Raw genomic sequence first — 15911 nt, 5'->3', positions numbered from 1 at the left:
CGTCCGGGTCGACGCGCTGGTCGTCGACGACAGCAGTCCCGACGGGACCGCCGACGTGGTCCGCGCCCACGCCGCTCTCGGGGACTGGCTCAGCCTGCTCACCCGCGAGTCCAAGGACGGCCTCGGGTCGGCGTACCGTGCCGGCTTCGCTCACGCCCTCGCCCGCGGCTACGACGCGATCGTGCAGATGGACGCCGACGGGTCCCACCCGGTCGAGGCGGTCCCGATGCTCATCGACCTCCTGCGCACCCACGATGTCGTGCTCGGCTCCCGGTATGTCCCCGGAGGCCGCACGGAGAACTGGCCTGTGCGCCGGCGGGCGCTCTCGTGGTGCGCGAACCGCTACGCACGCAGCGTGTTGCGGTTGCGGACCCGGGACACCACCGCGGGCCTGCGGGCCTGGCGCGCCAGCGCCGTGGTGGCGGCCGGCCCGCTGGACACGACCTCCACCGGCTACGGCTTCCAGGTCGAGAACACGTGGCGCTGCGAGCGTCTCGGGCTGCGGGTCGCCGAGCATCCCATCACCTTCACCGAGCGCACCGCGGGCGACTCCAAGATGACTGCGGACGTCGCCCGCGAGGCGGCCACCCTCGTGCTCCGGTGGCGGCTCGAGGAGCTCGCCGGTGTCCGGCGCAGCCGTCGCGCCGACGCGTCACCGGTGCGAGCGCTCAGGGGCGGTCGTCGTCCGTGGCGAAGCCCGGACGTACGGCGCGCTGCTCCGGGTCCTCCAGCTCCTGGAAGAACGTGATCTCGAGGGAGGCCGGGGCGCGCAGGCGGGAGTTCAGCGACCGCCACGGCGTCTCCACCGGTGGCGCGAGGAGCTCGGCACCTGTCGCGGCGGCCTCGTCGGTGACGGCGGCAGTGTCCTCGACCTCGAAGGCGACGCGCAGCCGGGCACCGACGAGACCGTCGGTCTCGACCCGGTCGATGGCCTCCTTGTGCGCCGGACTCGCCAGCTCCAACGTCGCGCGACCGGCGTCCAGGATCGCGACACGGTCGTCGCCGCCCTCGGCGAAGGCGGCGAGCTCGGGCATGCCCAGCACGTCCCGGTAGAACGTCAGGGCCTCGTCGTAGTCCGCGGCCTCGACGACGAGGCGCAGCTGCTTGATGCGGGATGGGTTCGTCATGGCGACATCCTCGGACCTGACACCGGTGTCAGGTTCAAGGGACTCAGCACCCGCCGGGAACCACGGCCTCACTCGGCCCCGTGACGCTTCGGAGGAACTCGTCGAGCACCTCCTGCGCCCGGGCGATCTCGCGCTGCTGGCGCTCGAGCCGCTCACGCTCCTCGGCGAGCCGCAGCTCCAGGTGGCCGGTGCGCTGGGACGGTGGTGCGTCCAGGCACGGAAGCAGCTCGCGGATGGTGCTCGTGCTCAGGCCGCCCGCCAACATCTCCTGGATCCGGATCACCCGGTCGACGTCGGACTCGGCGAACCGCCGATGACCCTGGCCGGTGCGCGTCGAGCGCAGCAGGCCGCAGGACTCGTAGTAGCGGATCGAGCGGACGGTCGTGGCGGTGCGTTCCGCCAGCTCCCCGATCCTCATGTCGCTCACCGTGCCACCGATCGCACCGTTCACCATGCCCCGAGTCTGCCTTGCTCCCGCCGACGCACAAGGCGGCGGCGACCCGTCAGCCTCCTGCGGACGCCGTCGCGGGATCGGCGCCGGTGATCGGCGTGATCCAGGACTGGTGGGTGGTGGCGTTCTTGGTGATCGCCAGCAGCTCGTCCATGTGCGGCTCGAGGCCCGTCACCTTGTCCAGCGGGACGCCGACGATGAGCTGGAAGCCCAGCCCGCGCCAGGCCCGGACGGCGCGTCCGGCGAACTCCGAGTCGGCCTTGACGAAGCCCTCGTCGAGGAACACCGGCGCGAACCGGGGACGCGACCGCATCTCGTCGCCCAGCCGGAAGCGCAGAGCCGAGCCGACGATGAAGGCGACCAGCTCCTGGCTCTCGCCGCCGCTCTTCTCCCCCAGGGTCCGGTAGGTCGCGCGCAGCTCGCCGGTGAGGTGGTCGTAGCGCTCGGCGCTGACCTCGACGTGGCGGCGTACGTCGAGCAGCCGGTCGCGGTCGGTGAGCACGCCCGGCGCCTCCCCCACCTGGCTGGGCTTGCGCAGCTGCTGCATGAACCGGCTGAGCTCGGTGAACCGCTTCTCCATCTGCTCCTCGCCCAGCTCGGTGGCCGAGCCCGACGAGAGCGAGCGGAGGTCCTTCATGAACGTCTGGACGTGCGCGGGGCTCAGCCGGCGCAGGCGGATCCGGAGCCGGTCACCGGACGATCCGAACTCCAGGCCCCGCAGGATCGCGTTGATGGGCTCGAGCCGGTCCTCGATCTCCTCGATCGAGGCAGCCATGGCACCCACGAGCGGGACCAGGTCCTGTCCGCTCCACTCGGTGAGACGCCGGCGCCACTCCGAGCGCCGCTCGGCGAGACCCTTGCCCCTGATGTCCTCGAGGATCCGGGCGTAGTCGGCGTAGGAGTCGGCGGTCACCCCGAGGTTGGGCGAGTCCCACTGGAACTTGTACATCCGGAAGATCGCGGTCAGCTCGTCGTCGACGCGCTTGATCTCGGCCTCGGCGTCGGCCACCGCGTCCCGCAGCCGGCCCGCGAGCCGCTGGGAGGTCTCGGCGAACCGATCGAGGTCCTCCGGGTCGGCCGGAGCCGCTGCCGCAGCGAAGTCGCGGGTCAGCGCGGCGTCCTGGTCCTCGCTGATGACGACCCGACCGGAGGCCTCCATGGACTCGAGCCGGTCCTTGACGTGGTCCTCGGCGTCGACGAGCTCCGCGTGCGCGATGTTGAGCTCGCGCTGCCGCTGCTCCAGGCCGTAGCGAGCGCGACGGGCCTCCTCAAGTCGGGCGTCGAGATCGGCGATCTGGGTCTCCAGCGCCTGCAGCTGGTCGTCGGCCTCGAGGAGCTCGGCGCGCCGGCGCTCGAGATCGGCGATGCGGCGGTCACTGCCGTCGACGTCGAGGTCGTCGAAGCGCGCGGCGACGACGGTCTCGTAGGACAGCCGCTGCTGCTCGAGCAGCCGTGCCTGGCGGTCGAGGTCGGCGACCTCGCCGGCGATCGCGTCGAGCTCCCCCTCGAGCGCGGCGAGCTCGGCGTCGACCTCGGCGATCGCGTCGGCGTTGGAGAACCCGATGATGCTGCGCGCGTCGTTGCGACCGTGGGCGCCGCGGCGTCCGTTGCGGACCTGGCCGGCGAGCGTCACCCGGAAACCCGGTCCGGCGAGGCCGTCGGCGGACTCCACGCACAGCGCGTTGCGCGCCGGAGCCGAGACGTGCGCCTGGACCCAGCCGGAGAACGGCGAGTCGCGGTGGAGCAGCTTGCCGGCGACGCACTCGGGGTCGGCCGGGCCGAGGTCGGGCAGGTCGAGCTCGGCGCCCTCGAAGGTGATCCGGCCGCGCAGCCGCAGCCCGTCGATGGCTCGGGAGAACTCGTCGAGCCGGTCCAGCGGCACGAGCATGGTGCGGGCACTGGCGCCCAGGACCGTGTCGATGGCCGTGCGCCAGCGCGCCTCCTCGGGCGCGACGTCGATGAGCTCGGCGACGAACGGCAGCTCGTCGACGCCGAGGCCGCTCGCCTCGGCGACCTCGGCGCGCAGCTCGTGCATCCGCGCGGGCACCCGGCCCGCTCGACTCTCCAGCGACGCGCGCTCGCGGCGCAGCTCGGACCGGCGCTCGCTGAGCGGGAACTGGCGCTGCAGCGCGGCGTCGCGACGCTGGCGGATGCGCTCCTGGTCGCGCTGCCAGCCGGCGAGCCACTGGCGCGCGTGCAGCTGGAGCAGGCCGAAGGCCTCCGCCGAGAGCAGCGACGCCTCCACGTCGGGCGCCGAGGCGTCCGCCACGTCGATCAGCGGCAGGATCCGCTCCTGCAGCACCGCACGCCGGCCGAGCCGGTCCGCGCGGACCACCTGCTCCTGCTCCAGCGACAGGGCGAGCGACTGGAGCGTGGATCCACCGGCAGCGCGGTGCACCTCCTTCGCGGCCTCGAGGTCGGTCAGCAGGTCCCGCTCGGACGAGGTCGTCGCGGCGAGCTGGTCGCTCGTCGCGGCCCGGTCGTCGCGGTTGACCGTCACGGCCGCCTCGATCAGCCGCAGGTGGGTGCGCAGCAGCCACAGCCGCAGGGGCGTGTCACCGCCGAGGGTGACGCCGTAGGAGTCGAGCTCGGCGAGCCGTCGAGCGGCCGTCCCGCGACGCTCGTGGAGGTCGGCGATCGGCTCGAGCAGCTGGAGCTTCTGCTCCTCGGAGCGCATGGCGGAGTAGGCCGTCTCGAGGTCGTCGAAGTGCTCGATGGCGCGGTCCGCGGCGGCGTACGTCGCGGGTCGCTCGAGCACCATCTCCTTGTAGAGCTCGTCGACGCTGCGCACCTGGTTGCCGGCCTGGATGCGGGCCAACAACCGCAGCGCCTTGGCTCCATCGCCGTTGGCGCCGATGCCGAGACGGGCGTGCAGCACCGCGGAGTACTCGGCGTAGGTGCGGTGGACGCGGATGCCGGGGAAGAGCTTCTTGAGCGTGTTGGCGTGGAACCGCTCGGGCACCGCCGCCTCGAGCGCGTCGAGCGCGACGGCGCCCTCGTGGGTGGCCAGCTGCATCTGCACGTCGCCCGACCGGGTCGCACGCCGGGGCACGTAGTAGGTGCGGAGCGCGGTGAAGCGCCCGCCGCGGTCGTTGACGAACGTCATGGCGATCGCGCCCCAGGTGTCGGAGCCCTTGCCGCGCAGGAGCTTCTCGACCGGGCGGCCGGTGCGAGGGTCGTCGACCACGTCGACCGCTCCCCGTAGGTAGGAGAGCAGGTTGCGCTGTCCGGCGCCGCGGGCGCGGCCCGCGACCGCGTCGTTGGAGGCACCGTTGAACTTCGTGTCCGAGGGCATCATCAGCGCGGTGTAGGCGTCGAGGATGGTGCTCTTGCCGACCCCGGAGGCGCCGGAGATGACCGTGGTCTCACCGCGCAGCGGGATCGTGGTCAGGCCTCCGAAGCCGCCCCAGTTGACCAGCTGCATCAGCGACGCGCGCCACTGCACGGTGTCGTCGGTGGGCGTGGCGACCTGCTGCCGCTCGAACAGGCCGTCGGAGGCGACCGACTCGATCTCGTCAACGGACATCGTCGGTGCTCCCTGCCCGGTCGTGTGCGGTGTCGTCTGCGGACCCGGTGTCCTCGTCGAAGAGGTCAGCGGGGTCCTGGGGCGGCGCGTCGGTGTTGTTGGCCCGCTGGAGGGCCTCCAGAAGCTCCTGGAGCAGCTCGAGCGGCAGCAGCGGCTCGACGGCTTCGCTGATCTCGAAGCGCTCGTCGGTACCGGTGGCGATGAGCAGGCCGGCCTTGAGGACGCTCGCCACGGCGTTGCGGGCGCGCTTCTCGTCGCCGGCCACGTCGGTCGCGTGCGGAGGCCGGAAGCTCGCGACGTAGTCGACGAGGTCCTCGCGGTCGACGAAGACGCGCGCGTCGCCGCCCGCCTGACCCGCACGCAGCCGGTCGCGGAGGTGGACGAGCACGAGCGTCTCCTCGCGGGACCAGGCGGCGTCGTAGAGCAGGGTCGGGAAGCGGTCGCCGGCCTCGGGGGTCGCCTGCCGCTTCCACGCGACCTCGCGGTCGCGGTCGACCTGCAGGTCGAGGAAGAGGTCGTTGAGGCGGGAGCGCAGGACGCGCTCGTGCTCCACGAGCACCTGCCAGTCACGCGGGTGGGTGCGCGCGCTGACGAAGCGCTGCTTGAGCAAGGTCACGAGGGCATGCCGTTGGGCGTACTCGAGGCCACCCTCGTCGCCCTCGAACAACGACACCGAGTCGTCGTCGACGATCTCCTCGTCGCTCTCGATCTCGGCGCTGGTCTCGACGCTCATCGGCGGCCGTCCTTCTCGAGGTCGGGGTCGGGCAGGGGGGTGCGCGGCACGGCGAACGTGCGCCGGGTCCCGTCGGGACGCACCGCCACGAACGGCTCGACGGCGTCCTCGGCGCGCCACTCGCGGTCGGCCGCCAGGTGGAGCAAGCCGAAGATCTCGACCGGTCGGCGCAGCGAGGGCTCCAGCTCGTCGAAGAGCTCTCCGAGCGAGCCCACCGGGTTGAGCGAGGCCAGGGCCTCGTCGAGGCGCTGGCGCAGCGTCGTCAGCTTGGGTCCGCCCTGGGCCACGAGGTCCGAGAGCGCGATCGACGGAGCGTCCTGGGGGTCGGCGGTGGCGATCCGGTCGGGCAGCAGGTCGTCGGCCGGGTCGTAGAACCGCTCACGGAGGTGCTCGACGCCGGCGCGCGCCGGCAGGAGCGGCACGTCGTGGGTGGCGCGCGGGCCCGTGGTCGCCATCCAGGTCATCAGCTCGGACTCGACCTGGCGCAGCGTCTGCTCGAGCTCGCGGTCGCGTGCCGCGTCGTGGGAGACGATGTACTCCTTCAGCGTCGCCGTGACCCGCGACCGCTGGGCGAGCACCCGGTCGAGGCCGTCGCGCACCAGACGCACGGTGCCGCGCACCTCGGCCCGGTCGGCATCGGTGAGGATCCGGTCAGACAGGGGGTGGTCGAGCAGCGCCGCGAGGTCCTCGCGGAGCTGGGTGACGAGGGCGTCGTCGCGCAGCAGCATGAACGCACCCTCGAAGGCCCGGCCCTCGTGGGTGGCCGTCATCAGCGCGTCGGCGCGGGCGAGGTAGTCGTCGATGACCTCGCCCGCGGGCCGGTCCTCGGCGCGGAACGCCGCGAGGATCTCACCGCGGATCGTGGCGAACCGCTCCTCGACCCGCGCGAAGTCGCTCGGCAGCGCGGAGATCAGCGAGAGCAGCTCGGTGAAGCCCTCGTGCATGTAGTCCTCGGTCGCGCCCACCATGTCGGCGCCCTCGACCAGGCGGTCGCGCTCGAGCTGCAGCCGGGCGATCTCGGCGTTGAGGATGCTCACCCGGGCGGACCGGTCGGGGTTGGCCTCGGAGTTGAAGCGCCGGACGGTGCCGAGGATCGTCGCGATGCGGTGCTCACTGAGGGTCGCGCGGTCGCGGGCGAGGTTCTTGACCAGTTCGAGGGCCTGCTGGGCGTGCGACGTCAGCGCGTAGACCTCGTGCCCCGCGTCGTCCAGCGACCGCACCAGCCACTGCCCGCGCATCCAGCGCTGGCAGATCTCGCGGCCGCTGCCGGTGGGGACGTCCTGCTCGCCCGCGAGCCGGATCTCCGCGAGGTGCTCCTCCACCTGGGTGTGCAGCCGGGCCGTCGGGATCGGCTTGTTGCTGCGGCCGAAGGCCGCCCGGAAGATCGTGATGACCACCGGCGCCTGCCGCTGGTGGAGCAGGGTCAGGGTCGGCTGCGCGAACGCGCCCTTGACCCGGGCGAGCTCGCCCGCGATCTCGCTCACTGCTGCTCCCCCCTGGTCCCTCCCTGGCGTGCCGGAGCGCAAGCATCGCAAACGACGGGGACAGAGCGAAAAGCAGCCTCGACGGCACGGCTCGCCTCACGCTGGGCGTACGCCGCTCAGGAACGCCGCTCCCCCGCACTGCTGATGTGTGCTGCGAGCCGCTGGAGGAGGTCGGGGACCCGCTCCAACAGCTCGCGCTCCTCCTCGTCCAGCTCGGAGTCGATCGCGGCGGCGATGACGGCACTGCGCCGGTCGAGCTCGCGGCGCAGGGTGCTCAGCCCGGCGGAGGTGATCGTCACGAGCCGCGCTCGCTGGTCGCGAGGGTCAGGTCCCCGGGTCACGAAGCCGACCCGCTCGAGCTCGACGACCGCCGTCTGCATCGACTGGTGACGCACGCGCCGACGCGCCGCCAGCTCCGCGACGGTCAACGGACCCTCGCGCATCAAGAACCCCAGCGCCTGGGCCTGGTGCTCGGCCAGCTCGGACTGGTGCAGGCGCCCGGAGCGCACGAACGCGCCCACGGACGCCCGGAGCCGGTCGGACAGGTCATCGCCCACGTCGCGATCCTACGCGCGCTCTGCACAGCTGAACTGTGCAGGTCGACTGTATGCTTAGGCCATGTTGACGAAGTTCGCCCACGCCTGCCTGACACTCACCGCCGACGACCGCACGCTGCTGTTCGATCCCGGCACCTTCACCCCACAGGCCGCCGAGCTCCTGGCCCGGGTCGACGCCGTCCTGGTGACGCACGACCACTTCGACCACCTCGACGTCGACGTCGTCCGCACGGCGCTGGACCGCCGACCCGAGCTGCCGGTCTTCGCACCCGCGGCGGTCGCGGCCCTGCTGCCCGCCGACCGGGTCACGGTGGTCACCCCCGGCGACACCTTCGGAGCCGCGGGCTTCGAGGTCCGCGCGGTCGGCGGCGAGCACGCCGCGATCCACGCCGACCTGCCCCCGGTGTCGAACCTGGGCTACCTGGTCGAGGGCGTCTACCACCCCGGCGACGCCTATGTCGTGCCCGACGCCGAGGTCGACACCCTGCTCCTGCCGACCAGCGGACCCTGGACCAAGGTCGGCGAGGCGGTCGACTTCGTCCGGGCCGTGCGGCCCCGGCGCAGCGTGCAGATCCACGACGCGATGCTCGGCGAGATCGGCCGCACCTCGATGGACAGGTTCCTCGGCGCCGACGGGCTCACGGGCATCCCACTGCTCTCGCCCGCGCCGGGCGAGACCGTCTGAGCCTCGTCAGTCACCGGTGAGCGCGCGGTCCCTGAACGGAAGGACGCCGTAGGCGACGTACGCCTGCTCGAAGGCCGGCTCCTCCGGTCGCCCCGCTCGACCGGAGGCCGCGCCCGTCTCCATGACCTCCGCGCGGCGCGCTTGGATCTCGCTGTACGACCGGTCGACGTGGACCCGGTCGTCGACCTTGGTCACGGTCTCGACGGGGAGCAGCGTCCGATCGGCAGCGAAACCCAGGATGCCGCCCGACACGACGCAGATCAGCCGCACCCGGTGGTCCCGGGTGTCGATGACGACGTCCTCGACCTCGCCGATCCGCAGGCCCTCGGGGTCCACGACGGCGAGGCCGGTGACGTCGTCGTCGGGGGGTGCGACGTCGAGGCCGCTGGAGCCGACATAGGTCAGGATCGCGTCAGAGGTAGTCATCTGCCTTCTCCGGTCTGGCCGTGGCCACGTGAGTCGGTGTTCGGGAAAGCGACAGGCCGCTGCTCAGCAGGCCCGGCGCAGCAGCTGCAGCATCCGGTCCCGGCGCATTGCCCGTCGGGCCACGGCGTCGCGCCGTGCGATGACGGTCAGCCGGCGCAGCGCCCGGGCATCGTCGAGACGAGACGTCGTCATGCGGCACTTCTCGAGACGAACTGGACGCGACCCTGCTCGTCCACCACCGCGTCGAGCTCGCGGCCGGCGATACGGTCCGCGGCCTCCTGCGCCAGGAACAGCCGGCCACCGTCCTGCTCCAGCACCTGGTCCCCGGGCTCTGGGCCCGTCACCGCGCTGACCTCCAGACGAGCACCTGGGTCGCGCCGGGGGGCGATGCGGAGTCCCGACGTGGGGGCGAGATGCGGGTGGGCGGTCACGCGCTGGATGACACGTGCGGCACGCGGGGTGATGGCGACCATGGTGCTTGCCTCCTCGATCCGGCCGGGTCGTCCGACCTGTCGTTGTTCTTCCATCAACACATGCGTCCACGAGGCACACAAGGCGACTGCAGGCAATGACCGAGGCTCGATCGCCGGCTGTCACGAAACTGCAAAGTGCCGGTCCGGCGAACTGACATCTGGGTCCGTCACGGTGGAGTCATGGCGGAGCAGACAGGCGGCGACGGCATCGTCGCGCTGCACGACGTCGGCCCCGGATCACGCTTCGAGGAGTTCGAGCACCGGCTCGACGCTGCGCTCGCCGCGCGTCCCCGAGCATTGGTCCTCGACATGGCGGCGGTGGACCGGGTCTCCTCGACGACGATCGCGATGCTGCTGTGGGCCCGACGACGCTGCGCCGCTCACGGCATCGAGATCGAGCTCTGTCGGTCGTCGCGGCGATGTCACGACACCCTGGAACGCGCCGGCCTGCTCCACGTCGTGAGCCCCACCGCTGGCGGAGCCGCGGTGCCCGCGTTCCCGACGCTCGGGCCGCGCTTCACCGACGACGGGGGCCGATGAGATGACCTCGCAGCCCCGAGGGATGCTCGCACCGCGCCCTGAGCCCGGCGTCAGCCGGTTCGACGTCATCTGCCAGCCGGGCATCGTCGACACCGTCCTCGACCTGATGGCCCGATGGGCCGACGACCGGGCCCTGCCCGCGAACGCCCGGCGGCGCCTCGGCTACCTGATGGGCGCGGCCGTCGAGCACGGCACCCGGTTCGAGCCGCGAGCACTGACGATGCTGGTGCGGTGGGTCGACGTGGAGCAGGTGCGCGTCGACCTGCGCTGGTACGGCGGCGCCGACGCCGCGCTCCCAGAGCGCCCGGAGCAGGCGCTCACCGGCACCATCGCCACGCTCGACGCACTGGCCGCCGAGTGGGGCCTGGGACACAACGGCACCGCCTGGATCCAGTGGATCGTCGCGGACGTGGCCTGAGCCGGGGCCGACGTCCGCCCCCACGCGTGCCGGCGTCTCAGCGGCCCGAGCACCCCGCGGCGCCGGGGGCCTGCAGGCGGCGCGGAAGCAGCTCCGCGTAGTCGGGGGCGGTGACCGGCGTACCGACGAGCGCCCCGTCCGGGAGCGGGACCTGGAGAGGTTCGCCGTCAGTGGTGAGCACCACGGAGAGGACGCCGGGCGCGGACGTCACGGTCAGCACGATCTGGGCGACCGCCACCGGCAGCTGGTCCGCGCCCAGCGATGCTGTCGGCTCGATGTCGACCGTCGCCGTCGCCGACTCGACCCCGGTGAGCTCGAGCCCGAAGTCGGCCGGGATGGCCGATGACCGCCCCTCGACGCGCTGCTCCTCCGAGGGGCCGTGGGCGAGCGAGCGCAGCAGCCCCTCCACCACGGTCTCGGGGTCGCCGGCACAGTCGTCCCCGCTGAGCGTCGGTCGCAGGACCTCGTCGTCCACCCAGAACACAGCCGGCGCCTTCGTCCCGCGGCGGGGTGGGGCCGGCGCGGAAGTCAGCGGCGACGGCGACTCGAGCAACCGGTACGGGACGTCCTCGGCATCGACGCGTCGGACGTCGCCGGGACCGGGCAGCCCGCACGCCGACAGCCCGCACACACCCGCCAGGACGAGGGCACCAGCGGCGGTGCGCCGCAGGAGCCGGCTCACGAGGCCCCCTCCGTGGCGACCGGGAGCCGGACGACGAACACCGCACCGCCGATCGCGCCGTCGGCGCACCAGACGTCCCCTCCGTGGGCGCGCACCGCCTGCTGCACGATGCTCAAGCCGAGCCCGCTGCCCGTGCCGTCCTTCTCGCCGCCGGCGCGGGCGAACCGCTCGAAGATGCGGGCTCGTTCCGCTGCCGGGACGCCGGGGCCGCGATCCTGGACGCGGACCTCGACAAGGTCGTCGATCCTCTCGACCTCGACGGCACTCAGGCCACCGCCGTGGACGTCGGCGTTGCGGAACAGGTTCGTGAAGGCGCGCAGGAGGTGGACCCGGTCGACCCGGACCGGCGGGTCCGTGGCGTCCGGTGGCGTCCCGGTCAGCACGATGGGGTCGTGCCCCGAGGCACGCAGGGCCTGCACCACGAGCTCGCGGGCGCCGATCGTGATCGGCTCGGCCCCGGGGTGGCCGGCGTCGAGCTTGCCGAGCGTGAGCAGGTCATCCAGCGCGCGCCGGAACCGATCGAGCTCGCGCGTCATCAGCTCGACCGCCTGACCGGTCCGAGGGGACAGGTCGGGCGCGTGCTCGAGCAGGCTCAGGCTGGTCGTCAGGGTGGTCACCGGCGTACGCAGCTCGTGGGCCACGTCGGCGGCGAAGCGTGCGTCCTGCTCGATGCGGTGTCGCAGCGCGTCGACCATGTGGTTGAACGATCCGACGAGCGCAGCCAGATCCGGGTCGTCGGTCGCATCCAGGCGCGTGGTGAGATCACCGGCCGACACCCGCACGGCCGCCGAGGCCACGTCGTGGAGCGGCCCCAGGACCCGTCGGCTCACGCTCCGACCGACCACGGCGCCGGCAAGGGTCGTGACGGCCGCGCACACGGCGAGGGCGATCGCGAGCGTCCACAGGGTGCGGTCCAGCTCCTCCGGCACCGACACCTCGTAGTACTCCGCATCCACGGCCGGGAGCGGCACGCCCACCACGACGGCGGAGGGATCCGTCCGGTCCGTCCATCCCAGTGCCGCGCTGCCCTCGGCCACGACGGGCTGGACCTCGGCCGTCAGCTCCGGACCAGCACTGTCCAGCTGCGAGGAGTACCACTCGCCGTGGCGTCGGACGTAGATCGCGGCGCCGGCAGGCGGACTCAACGACCCGAGGACCTCACTCACCTCGGCACCCGAGGTCTGCAGGTTGTCTCGGACCAGCGCGCTGTCGGTGAACGCCTGACGCAGGGCGGTGCGCTCGCGCTGCTCGACGAGGAAGTGCCGGACCGAGAAGTAGGTGCCGGCCGCCAGTGCGGCGGAGATCAACAGCGCCCCGAGAGCGAAGGCTGCGGTCACCGCGGAGCGCAGGCCGCGCCTGCGGCGCAGGGTCATCGGCGGTCGAGCCGGTACCCGAGGCCCCGGACCGTCACCAGGATCGCCGGCGAGCTGGGATCGACCTCCAGCTTCTTGCGCAGTCGGCGCACGTGCACGTCGACGATCCGCTCGTCACCGAAGAAGCCGCGCTCCCAGACGTGCTCCAGGAGCGAGCTGCGGCTCAGCACCAGACCGACGTGGTCGACCAGAGCGCTCAACAGCCGGAACTCGGTGTTGGTCAGGTGGATCTCGACGCCATCCCGCGTCAGGGCCGCAGCACCACGGTCGAACACGAGCGGCCCGTCGTGGGAGTCGAGCACGAACACGTCGGCCTCGCGCTGGGGTGCACCCGACATCGACGGCCGCCGGAGCAGCGCCTTGAGCCGGGCCTTGACCTCGTCGACGAGGAACGGTTTGGTCACGTAGTCGTCGGCCCCGGACTCCAGGGCCGCGACGATGTCCTCGACGCCGTCGCGTGCGCTCACCACGACGATCGGCGCCTCGGTCTGCGGGCGTGCTCGCTGGATGAACGAGAACCCGTCCATGCCGCGCAGCATCAGGTCGACCAGCATGAGGTCGACACCCTCGGGGTCGGCCACGATCTCGAGCCCGCGCTCCGCATCCTCCGCCTCGAGCACCTGGTAGCCCTCGTCCTCGAGCACCATCCGCAGCGACGCGCGCAGGCCGGCATCGTCCTCCAGCACCAGGAGCCGAGTCATGCGTTCCATGATCGCATCGGGTCGCCGTGCGACGTCCCGCTCGACAGCGCAGGCGTGGAATGTCACGAGACTGCAAAGAACGATCGGGCCTGCTGGCCGCGGGCGTCAGTCGGCGTCCGAGCCCAGGCGCGTGAGCCAGACCCGGAACAACGCAGCCTCCTCCCTGCCGAGGGTCGCCTCGACGTCCGGGAGGTGCGCGAGCAGCGCCCGCGCCGCTTCGTCCGGACCGACCCTCCCCGCCGTCGTACCGCACAGCTGGCGCAGCAGCGCGTCGCGCATCAGCACGGACACCGGGCTGTCGGCATCGCCGCCGTCACGGAGCAGCTGGAGCACGCACCCGGTCGAGGCGGCCAGCGTGAGGGGTACGGCGTCGTCGACGGCGATCCGCAGCAGGCCGACGCGCTCCATCTCCCCCAGCTCGACCGCGAGCTCCTCAGCCGCCCGGCGCGCCACCCGGACTCCCTGAGGGTGGCTGGACGCGAACAGGGACGGGTAGAGCAACGGGTTGGCGAGCCCGAACCGCACGTGCATGTCCCACCCCGCGGCGAAGTCCTCGACCAGGTCGCCGGTCCGCGGAACGGCGTGCTTGCGATCGAGGTAGGCGGCGAACGCCTCCTCGAGGACCGCCGTCAGCAGGCCGTCCTTGTCCCCGAAGTGGTGGTAGAGCGAGGGCGCCGTCACCCCGGCGCGCGCGCAGAGCTCCCGAGCGGTGGGCTCGTGCGCGGGAGCCTCGCCCAGGAGCGCGGCGGCGGCGTCGAGCAGGCGCCGGCGGGCGGTCTCGTCGGTCTTCATATTAACGATGTTATACGCATCGCGCTATCTTGGATAGCGTTGTTATAGAAGTCCGACGCCGTCCGACCGAGGAGGACGACATGACCACCCCGACGACAACGCAGACAGCCGGCCACGACGAGGCCCAGGTCCAGGCGACGCTGGCCACCATGGCCGAGAGCTTCGTGAGCTGGCCCCGCTCCCCGATCTACCACCGGCCCGACGAGGCGGGCCTCGACTACGAGGACGTCACATTCCCCTCGGCCGACGGGGTGCCGCTCGAGGGCTGGTACATCCCCGCCGAGGGCTCGGACAAGATCGTCATCGCCAACCACCCGCGCTGGTTCAACCGCTCGGGGCTGGCGTCCCACCTCGAGCCGTGGAGCCGGTTCGGCGGCGCGACCGGCAACGACTTCGAGGTGAACTTCATCCCGGACTACCAGCTGCTCCACGACGCCGGCTACCACGTGCTGGCCTACGACCTGCGCAACTTCGGCCAGAGCGGCACCGGCAACGGCGGAGTGTTCTCCGTGGGCCGGTTCGAGGCGCGCGACGTGCTCGGCTCGCTCGACTACGTACGACGGCGCCAGGACACCCGGGACCTGACGATCGGGCTGTTCAGCCGGTGCGTCGGCGCCAATGCGTCGATGTTCGCGATGATGCAGGACCCCGCCGCCTTCGAGGGCGTGCGCTGCATGGCCTCGCCGCAGCCGCTGTCGGCCGGCGTCGCGCTCGCGCGGGCGATGGACCGGCTGGGGATTCCCGCGGACCGGATCGGCGACCTCGACGAGCAGGTGTTCCGGCGGACGAGCTTCCATCTCGACGAGCTCTCGCCGGTCCCGTGGGCCGAGCACGTGACCGTGCCGACCCTGCTCTACCAGGTGCGCGACGACGTCTACACGACGCCGTCGGACGTGCAGTCGATCTACGACGCCATCCCGCTGGCGGACAAGTCGCTGTTCTGGATCGAGGGGACGACCCGGCGCTGGGACGGCTACACCTACTTCCAGCGCGAGCCCGAGCGGATCCTCGCGTGGTTCGCCGACCACATGGGCTGACGAAGAAAGCGACCGAAGATAACGACCAGGTCACGGAAGATCACGGTAAGATAACGACGCCTCCATGGGAACGGCCCCCGGCGCTGCCAGTATCGCAGCGGCGGGGGCCCTTCTCGTGAACGGGTCGCCTACGCCTCGAGACGTCCTACGCCTGGAGCCAGGGGTAGCACCATCGGTAGGACCTCCCGTCGACCCTGCTGACGGTTGACGGGGCTGGTCGTCGCCAGATCACTTACCGATGCGCGCCGAGCAGGTCGGCCATGCGCCCCAGCCCTGGCTGCGCTTGATGCGCTCGGCGACCTTGATCTGCTCGGCGCGGCTGGCCCGGCTCGGCAGCTTCGCGAAGTGTCGTCCGCCGTGGCCGCGCCAGGTCGGCAGGCTGATCTGGAGGCCGCCGTAGTAGCCGTTGTGGGTGTTGATGTGCCACCGGCCGCCGGACTCGCACTGGGCGAGACGGTTCCAGGTCCGCCCGCTCGCAGCCTGGGCCGGCGCATCGAGCGCGACCACCGGGGCCAGGACGGACGTGGCCAGGGCGGCCGTGGACAGGAAGGTGCGCATGCGCATGGGTGTCTCCTCCGGGCGCCTGCGAGGTGAGCTGTCGGGTTCGGGCTGGAGTCGCCCGGCCACGACCGTCCGGTCGGTGGCTTCACCCCGAGGGCCGCGGTGCGGCCCGGTGGAACCTGTGGGTCCCCCGCTCCTGCCCGTGAACGAGTCGGGTGCTCGAGCCTCCCGGCCGGGCAGGACTCGGCGCGCTCGGGAGGCCGCCCCGCGGGTGCGGAGCCGAGTCACCGTAGGCAGACCGGCCTCGGCATCCCAAGGTGACGGCGAAGCGACCTGCGCCACACACGCCGCCGCGCAAGCTCCGGCCGGCGTGGCCCTGGCCGCAGCCATCCTGCGCGCCGGCAG

General features: G+C 72.2%; 19 protein-coding genes and 1 riboswitch. Of the genes, 5 read left to right on the top strand and 14 right to left on the bottom strand.

Features of this window, described 5'->3' with window-relative positions; genetic code table 11:
• Nucleotides 1-748: polyprenol monophosphomannose synthase (locus Q0L15_RS13595; RefSeq protein ID WP_296604985.1), on the top strand; the 748-nt coding region annotated here is incomplete at its 5' end.
• On the opposite strand, the gene Q0L15_RS13590 is transcribed toward Q0L15_RS13595, so the two are convergent.
• The 6 genes from Q0L15_RS13590 to Q0L15_RS13565 all read right to left on the bottom strand — a co-directional run bounded on the left by Q0L15_RS13590 (nt 669) and on the right by Q0L15_RS13565 (nt 7878).
• A complete protein-coding gene (locus Q0L15_RS13590; RefSeq protein WP_296604984.1) occupies nt 669-1127 on the bottom strand; it encodes a VOC family protein in 459 nt (152 codons plus the stop codon). The genes Q0L15_RS13595 and Q0L15_RS13590 overlap by 80 nt on opposite strands.
• Nucleotides 1128-1170: 43 nt before the next feature.
• Nucleotides 1171-1581, bottom strand: a complete 411-nt coding sequence (locus Q0L15_RS13585; protein ID WP_296604983.1) for a MerR family transcriptional regulator — start codon at nt 1579-1581, stop codon at nt 1171-1173.
• A 49-nt stretch (nt 1582-1630) separates the two neighbouring features.
• Nucleotides 1631-5104 (bottom strand): ATP-binding protein, encoded by a 3474-nt coding sequence (locus Q0L15_RS13580; RefSeq protein ID WP_296604982.1) that lies wholly within the window; start codon nt 5102-5104, stop codon nt 1631-1633.
• Nucleotides 5094-5837: a DUF4194 domain-containing protein gene (locus Q0L15_RS13575; RefSeq protein ID WP_296604981.1), complete on the bottom strand. Its 744-nt coding sequence runs from the start codon at nt 5835-5837 to the stop codon at nt 5094-5096. The genes Q0L15_RS13580 and Q0L15_RS13575 overlap by 11 nt, the downstream gene beginning before the upstream one ends.
• Nucleotides 5834-7321, bottom strand: a complete 1488-nt coding sequence (locus Q0L15_RS13570) for a DUF3375 domain-containing protein (protein WP_296604980.1) — start codon at nt 7319-7321, stop codon at nt 5834-5836. The genes Q0L15_RS13575 and Q0L15_RS13570 overlap by 4 nt, the downstream gene beginning before the upstream one ends.
• Before the next feature lie 116 nt (nt 7322-7437).
• Nucleotides 7438-7878, bottom strand: coding sequence for a MarR family transcriptional regulator (locus Q0L15_RS13565; protein ID WP_296604979.1), 441 nt, complete (start codon nt 7876-7878; stop codon nt 7438-7440).
• Between the two features lie 61 nt (nt 7879-7939).
• Here Q0L15_RS13565 and Q0L15_RS13560 point away from each other — a divergent pair, with 61 nt between their 5' ends.
• Nucleotides 7940-8563, top strand: coding sequence for an MBL fold metallo-hydrolase (locus Q0L15_RS13560; RefSeq protein ID WP_296604978.1), 624 nt, complete (start codon nt 7940-7942; stop codon nt 8561-8563).
• 6 nt (nt 8564-8569) lie between these two features.
• On the opposite strand, the gene Q0L15_RS13555 is transcribed toward Q0L15_RS13560, so the two are convergent.
• The 3 genes from Q0L15_RS13555 to Q0L15_RS13545 all read right to left on the bottom strand — a co-directional run bounded on the left by Q0L15_RS13555 (nt 8570) and on the right by Q0L15_RS13545 (nt 9333).
• Complete coding sequence (locus Q0L15_RS13555; RefSeq protein ID WP_296604977.1) at nt 8570-8989, bottom strand: PRC-barrel domain-containing protein; 420 nt, start codon at nt 8987-8989, stop codon at nt 8570-8572.
• A 63-nt stretch (nt 8990-9052) separates the two neighbouring features.
• Nucleotides 9053-9181: a hypothetical protein gene (locus Q0L15_RS13550; protein WP_296604976.1), complete on the bottom strand. Its 129-nt coding sequence runs from the start codon at nt 9179-9181 to the stop codon at nt 9053-9055.
• A complete protein-coding gene (locus Q0L15_RS13545; protein WP_296604975.1) occupies nt 9178-9333 on the bottom strand; it encodes a hypothetical protein in 156 nt (51 codons plus the stop codon). Before Q0L15_RS13545 ends, Q0L15_RS13550 begins: the two co-directional genes overlap by 4 nt.
• A 309-nt stretch (nt 9334-9642) precedes the next feature.
• On the opposite strand from Q0L15_RS13545, the gene Q0L15_RS13540 reads away from it, so the two are divergent.
• Complete coding sequence (locus Q0L15_RS13540) at nt 9643-10002, top strand: STAS domain-containing protein (protein ID WP_296604974.1); 360 nt, start codon at nt 9643-9645, stop codon at nt 10000-10002.
• Nucleotides 10003-10024: 22 nt separating this feature from the next.
• Complete coding sequence (locus Q0L15_RS13535; protein ID WP_296604973.1) at nt 10025-10420, top strand: hypothetical protein; 396 nt, start codon at nt 10025-10027, stop codon at nt 10418-10420.
• 37 nt (nt 10421-10457) lie between these two features.
• On the opposite strand, the gene Q0L15_RS13530 is transcribed toward Q0L15_RS13535, so the two are convergent.
• From Q0L15_RS13530 to Q0L15_RS13515, 4 genes are all read right to left on the bottom strand, one after another.
• Nucleotides 10458-11102, bottom strand: a complete 645-nt coding sequence (locus tag Q0L15_RS13530; protein ID WP_296604972.1) for a GerMN domain-containing protein — start codon at nt 11100-11102, stop codon at nt 10458-10460.
• Nucleotides 11099-12475, bottom strand: coding sequence for a HAMP domain-containing sensor histidine kinase (locus Q0L15_RS13525; protein ID WP_296604971.1), 1377 nt, complete (start codon nt 12473-12475; stop codon nt 11099-11101). The genes Q0L15_RS13530 and Q0L15_RS13525 overlap by 4 nt, the downstream gene beginning before the upstream one ends.
• Nucleotides 12472-13176, bottom strand: a complete 705-nt coding sequence (locus Q0L15_RS13520) for a response regulator transcription factor (RefSeq protein WP_296604970.1) — start codon at nt 13174-13176, stop codon at nt 12472-12474. The genes Q0L15_RS13525 and Q0L15_RS13520 overlap by 4 nt, the downstream gene beginning before the upstream one ends.
• 105 nt (nt 13177-13281) lie before the next feature.
• On the bottom strand, nt 13282-13968 hold the full coding sequence (locus Q0L15_RS13515; protein WP_296604969.1) for a TetR/AcrR family transcriptional regulator: 687 nt from the start codon (nt 13966-13968) through the stop codon (nt 13282-13284).
• A gap of 80 nt (nt 13969-14048) precedes the next feature.
• Here Q0L15_RS13515 and Q0L15_RS13510 point away from each other — a divergent pair, with 80 nt between their 5' ends.
• Complete coding sequence (locus tag Q0L15_RS13510) at nt 14049-15005, top strand: alpha/beta hydrolase (protein ID WP_296604968.1); 957 nt, start codon at nt 14049-14051, stop codon at nt 15003-15005.
• Between the two features lie 228 nt (nt 15006-15233).
• Here Q0L15_RS13510 and Q0L15_RS13505 read toward each other — a convergent pair whose 3' ends face one another.
• Nucleotides 15234-15569, bottom strand: a complete 336-nt coding sequence (locus Q0L15_RS13505) for a transglycosylase family protein (RefSeq protein WP_296604967.1) — start codon at nt 15567-15569, stop codon at nt 15234-15236.
• A gap of 2 nt (nt 15570-15571) precedes the next feature.
• Nucleotides 15572-15730: riboswitch (cyclic di-AMP (ydaO/yuaA leader) on the bottom strand.
• Nucleotides 15731-15911 lie beyond the last annotated feature (181 nt).

It is taken from the genome of Nocardioides sp. (assembly GCF_024509035.1).
Lineage (GTDB): Bacteria > Actinomycetota > Actinomycetes > Propionibacteriales > Nocardioidaceae > Nocardioides.
The sequence above is the reverse complement of the archived record's forward strand: the minus strand, read 5'-3'. Positions and strand labels throughout refer to the sequence as shown.

Excerpts from the sequence above, each read along its gene's own strand:
- Q0L15_RS13590 (WP_296604984.1), bottom strand. The coding sequence starts at position 1,127 with ATGACGAACCCATCCCGCATCAAGCAGCTGCGCCTCGTCGTCGAGGCC.
- Q0L15_RS13585 (WP_296604983.1), bottom strand. The coding sequence starts at position 1,581 with ATGGTGAACGGTGCGATCGGTGGCACGGTGAGCGACATGAGGATCGGG.
- Q0L15_RS13580 (WP_296604982.1), bottom strand. The coding sequence starts at position 5,104 with ATGTCCGTTGACGAGATCGAGTCGGTCGCCTCCGACGGCCTGTTCGAG.
- Q0L15_RS13575 (WP_296604981.1), bottom strand. The coding sequence starts at position 5,837 with ATGAGCGTCGAGACCAGCGCCGAGATCGAGAGCGACGAGGAGATCGTC.
- Q0L15_RS13560 (WP_296604978.1), top strand. The coding sequence starts at position 7,940 with ATGTTGACGAAGTTCGCCCACGCCTGCCTGACACTCACCGCCGACGAC.
- Q0L15_RS13555 (WP_296604977.1), bottom strand. The coding sequence starts at position 8,989 with ATGACTACCTCTGACGCGATCCTGACCTATGTCGGCTCCAGCGGCCTC.
- Q0L15_RS13550 (WP_296604976.1), bottom strand. The coding sequence starts at position 9,181 with ATGACGACGTCTCGTCTCGACGATGCCCGGGCGCTGCGCCGGCTGACC.
- Q0L15_RS13540 (WP_296604974.1), top strand. The coding sequence starts at position 9,643 with ATGGCGGAGCAGACAGGCGGCGACGGCATCGTCGCGCTGCACGACGTC.
- Q0L15_RS13535 (WP_296604973.1), top strand. The coding sequence starts at position 10,025 with ATGCTCGCACCGCGCCCTGAGCCCGGCGTCAGCCGGTTCGACGTCATC.
- Q0L15_RS13525 (WP_296604971.1), bottom strand. The coding sequence starts at position 12,475 with ATGACCCTGCGCCGCAGGCGCGGCCTGCGCTCCGCGGTGACCGCAGCC.
- Q0L15_RS13520 (WP_296604970.1), bottom strand. The coding sequence starts at position 13,176 with ATGACTCGGCTCCTGGTGCTGGAGGACGATGCCGGCCTGCGCGCGTCG.
- Q0L15_RS13515 (WP_296604969.1), bottom strand. The coding sequence starts at position 13,968 with ATGAAGACCGACGAGACCGCCCGCCGGCGCCTGCTCGACGCCGCCGCC.
- Q0L15_RS13510 (WP_296604968.1), top strand. The coding sequence starts at position 14,049 with ATGACCACCCCGACGACAACGCAGACAGCCGGCCACGACGAGGCCCAG.
- Q0L15_RS13505 (WP_296604967.1), bottom strand. The coding sequence starts at position 15,569 with ATGCGCATGCGCACCTTCCTGTCCACGGCCGCCCTGGCCACGTCCGTC.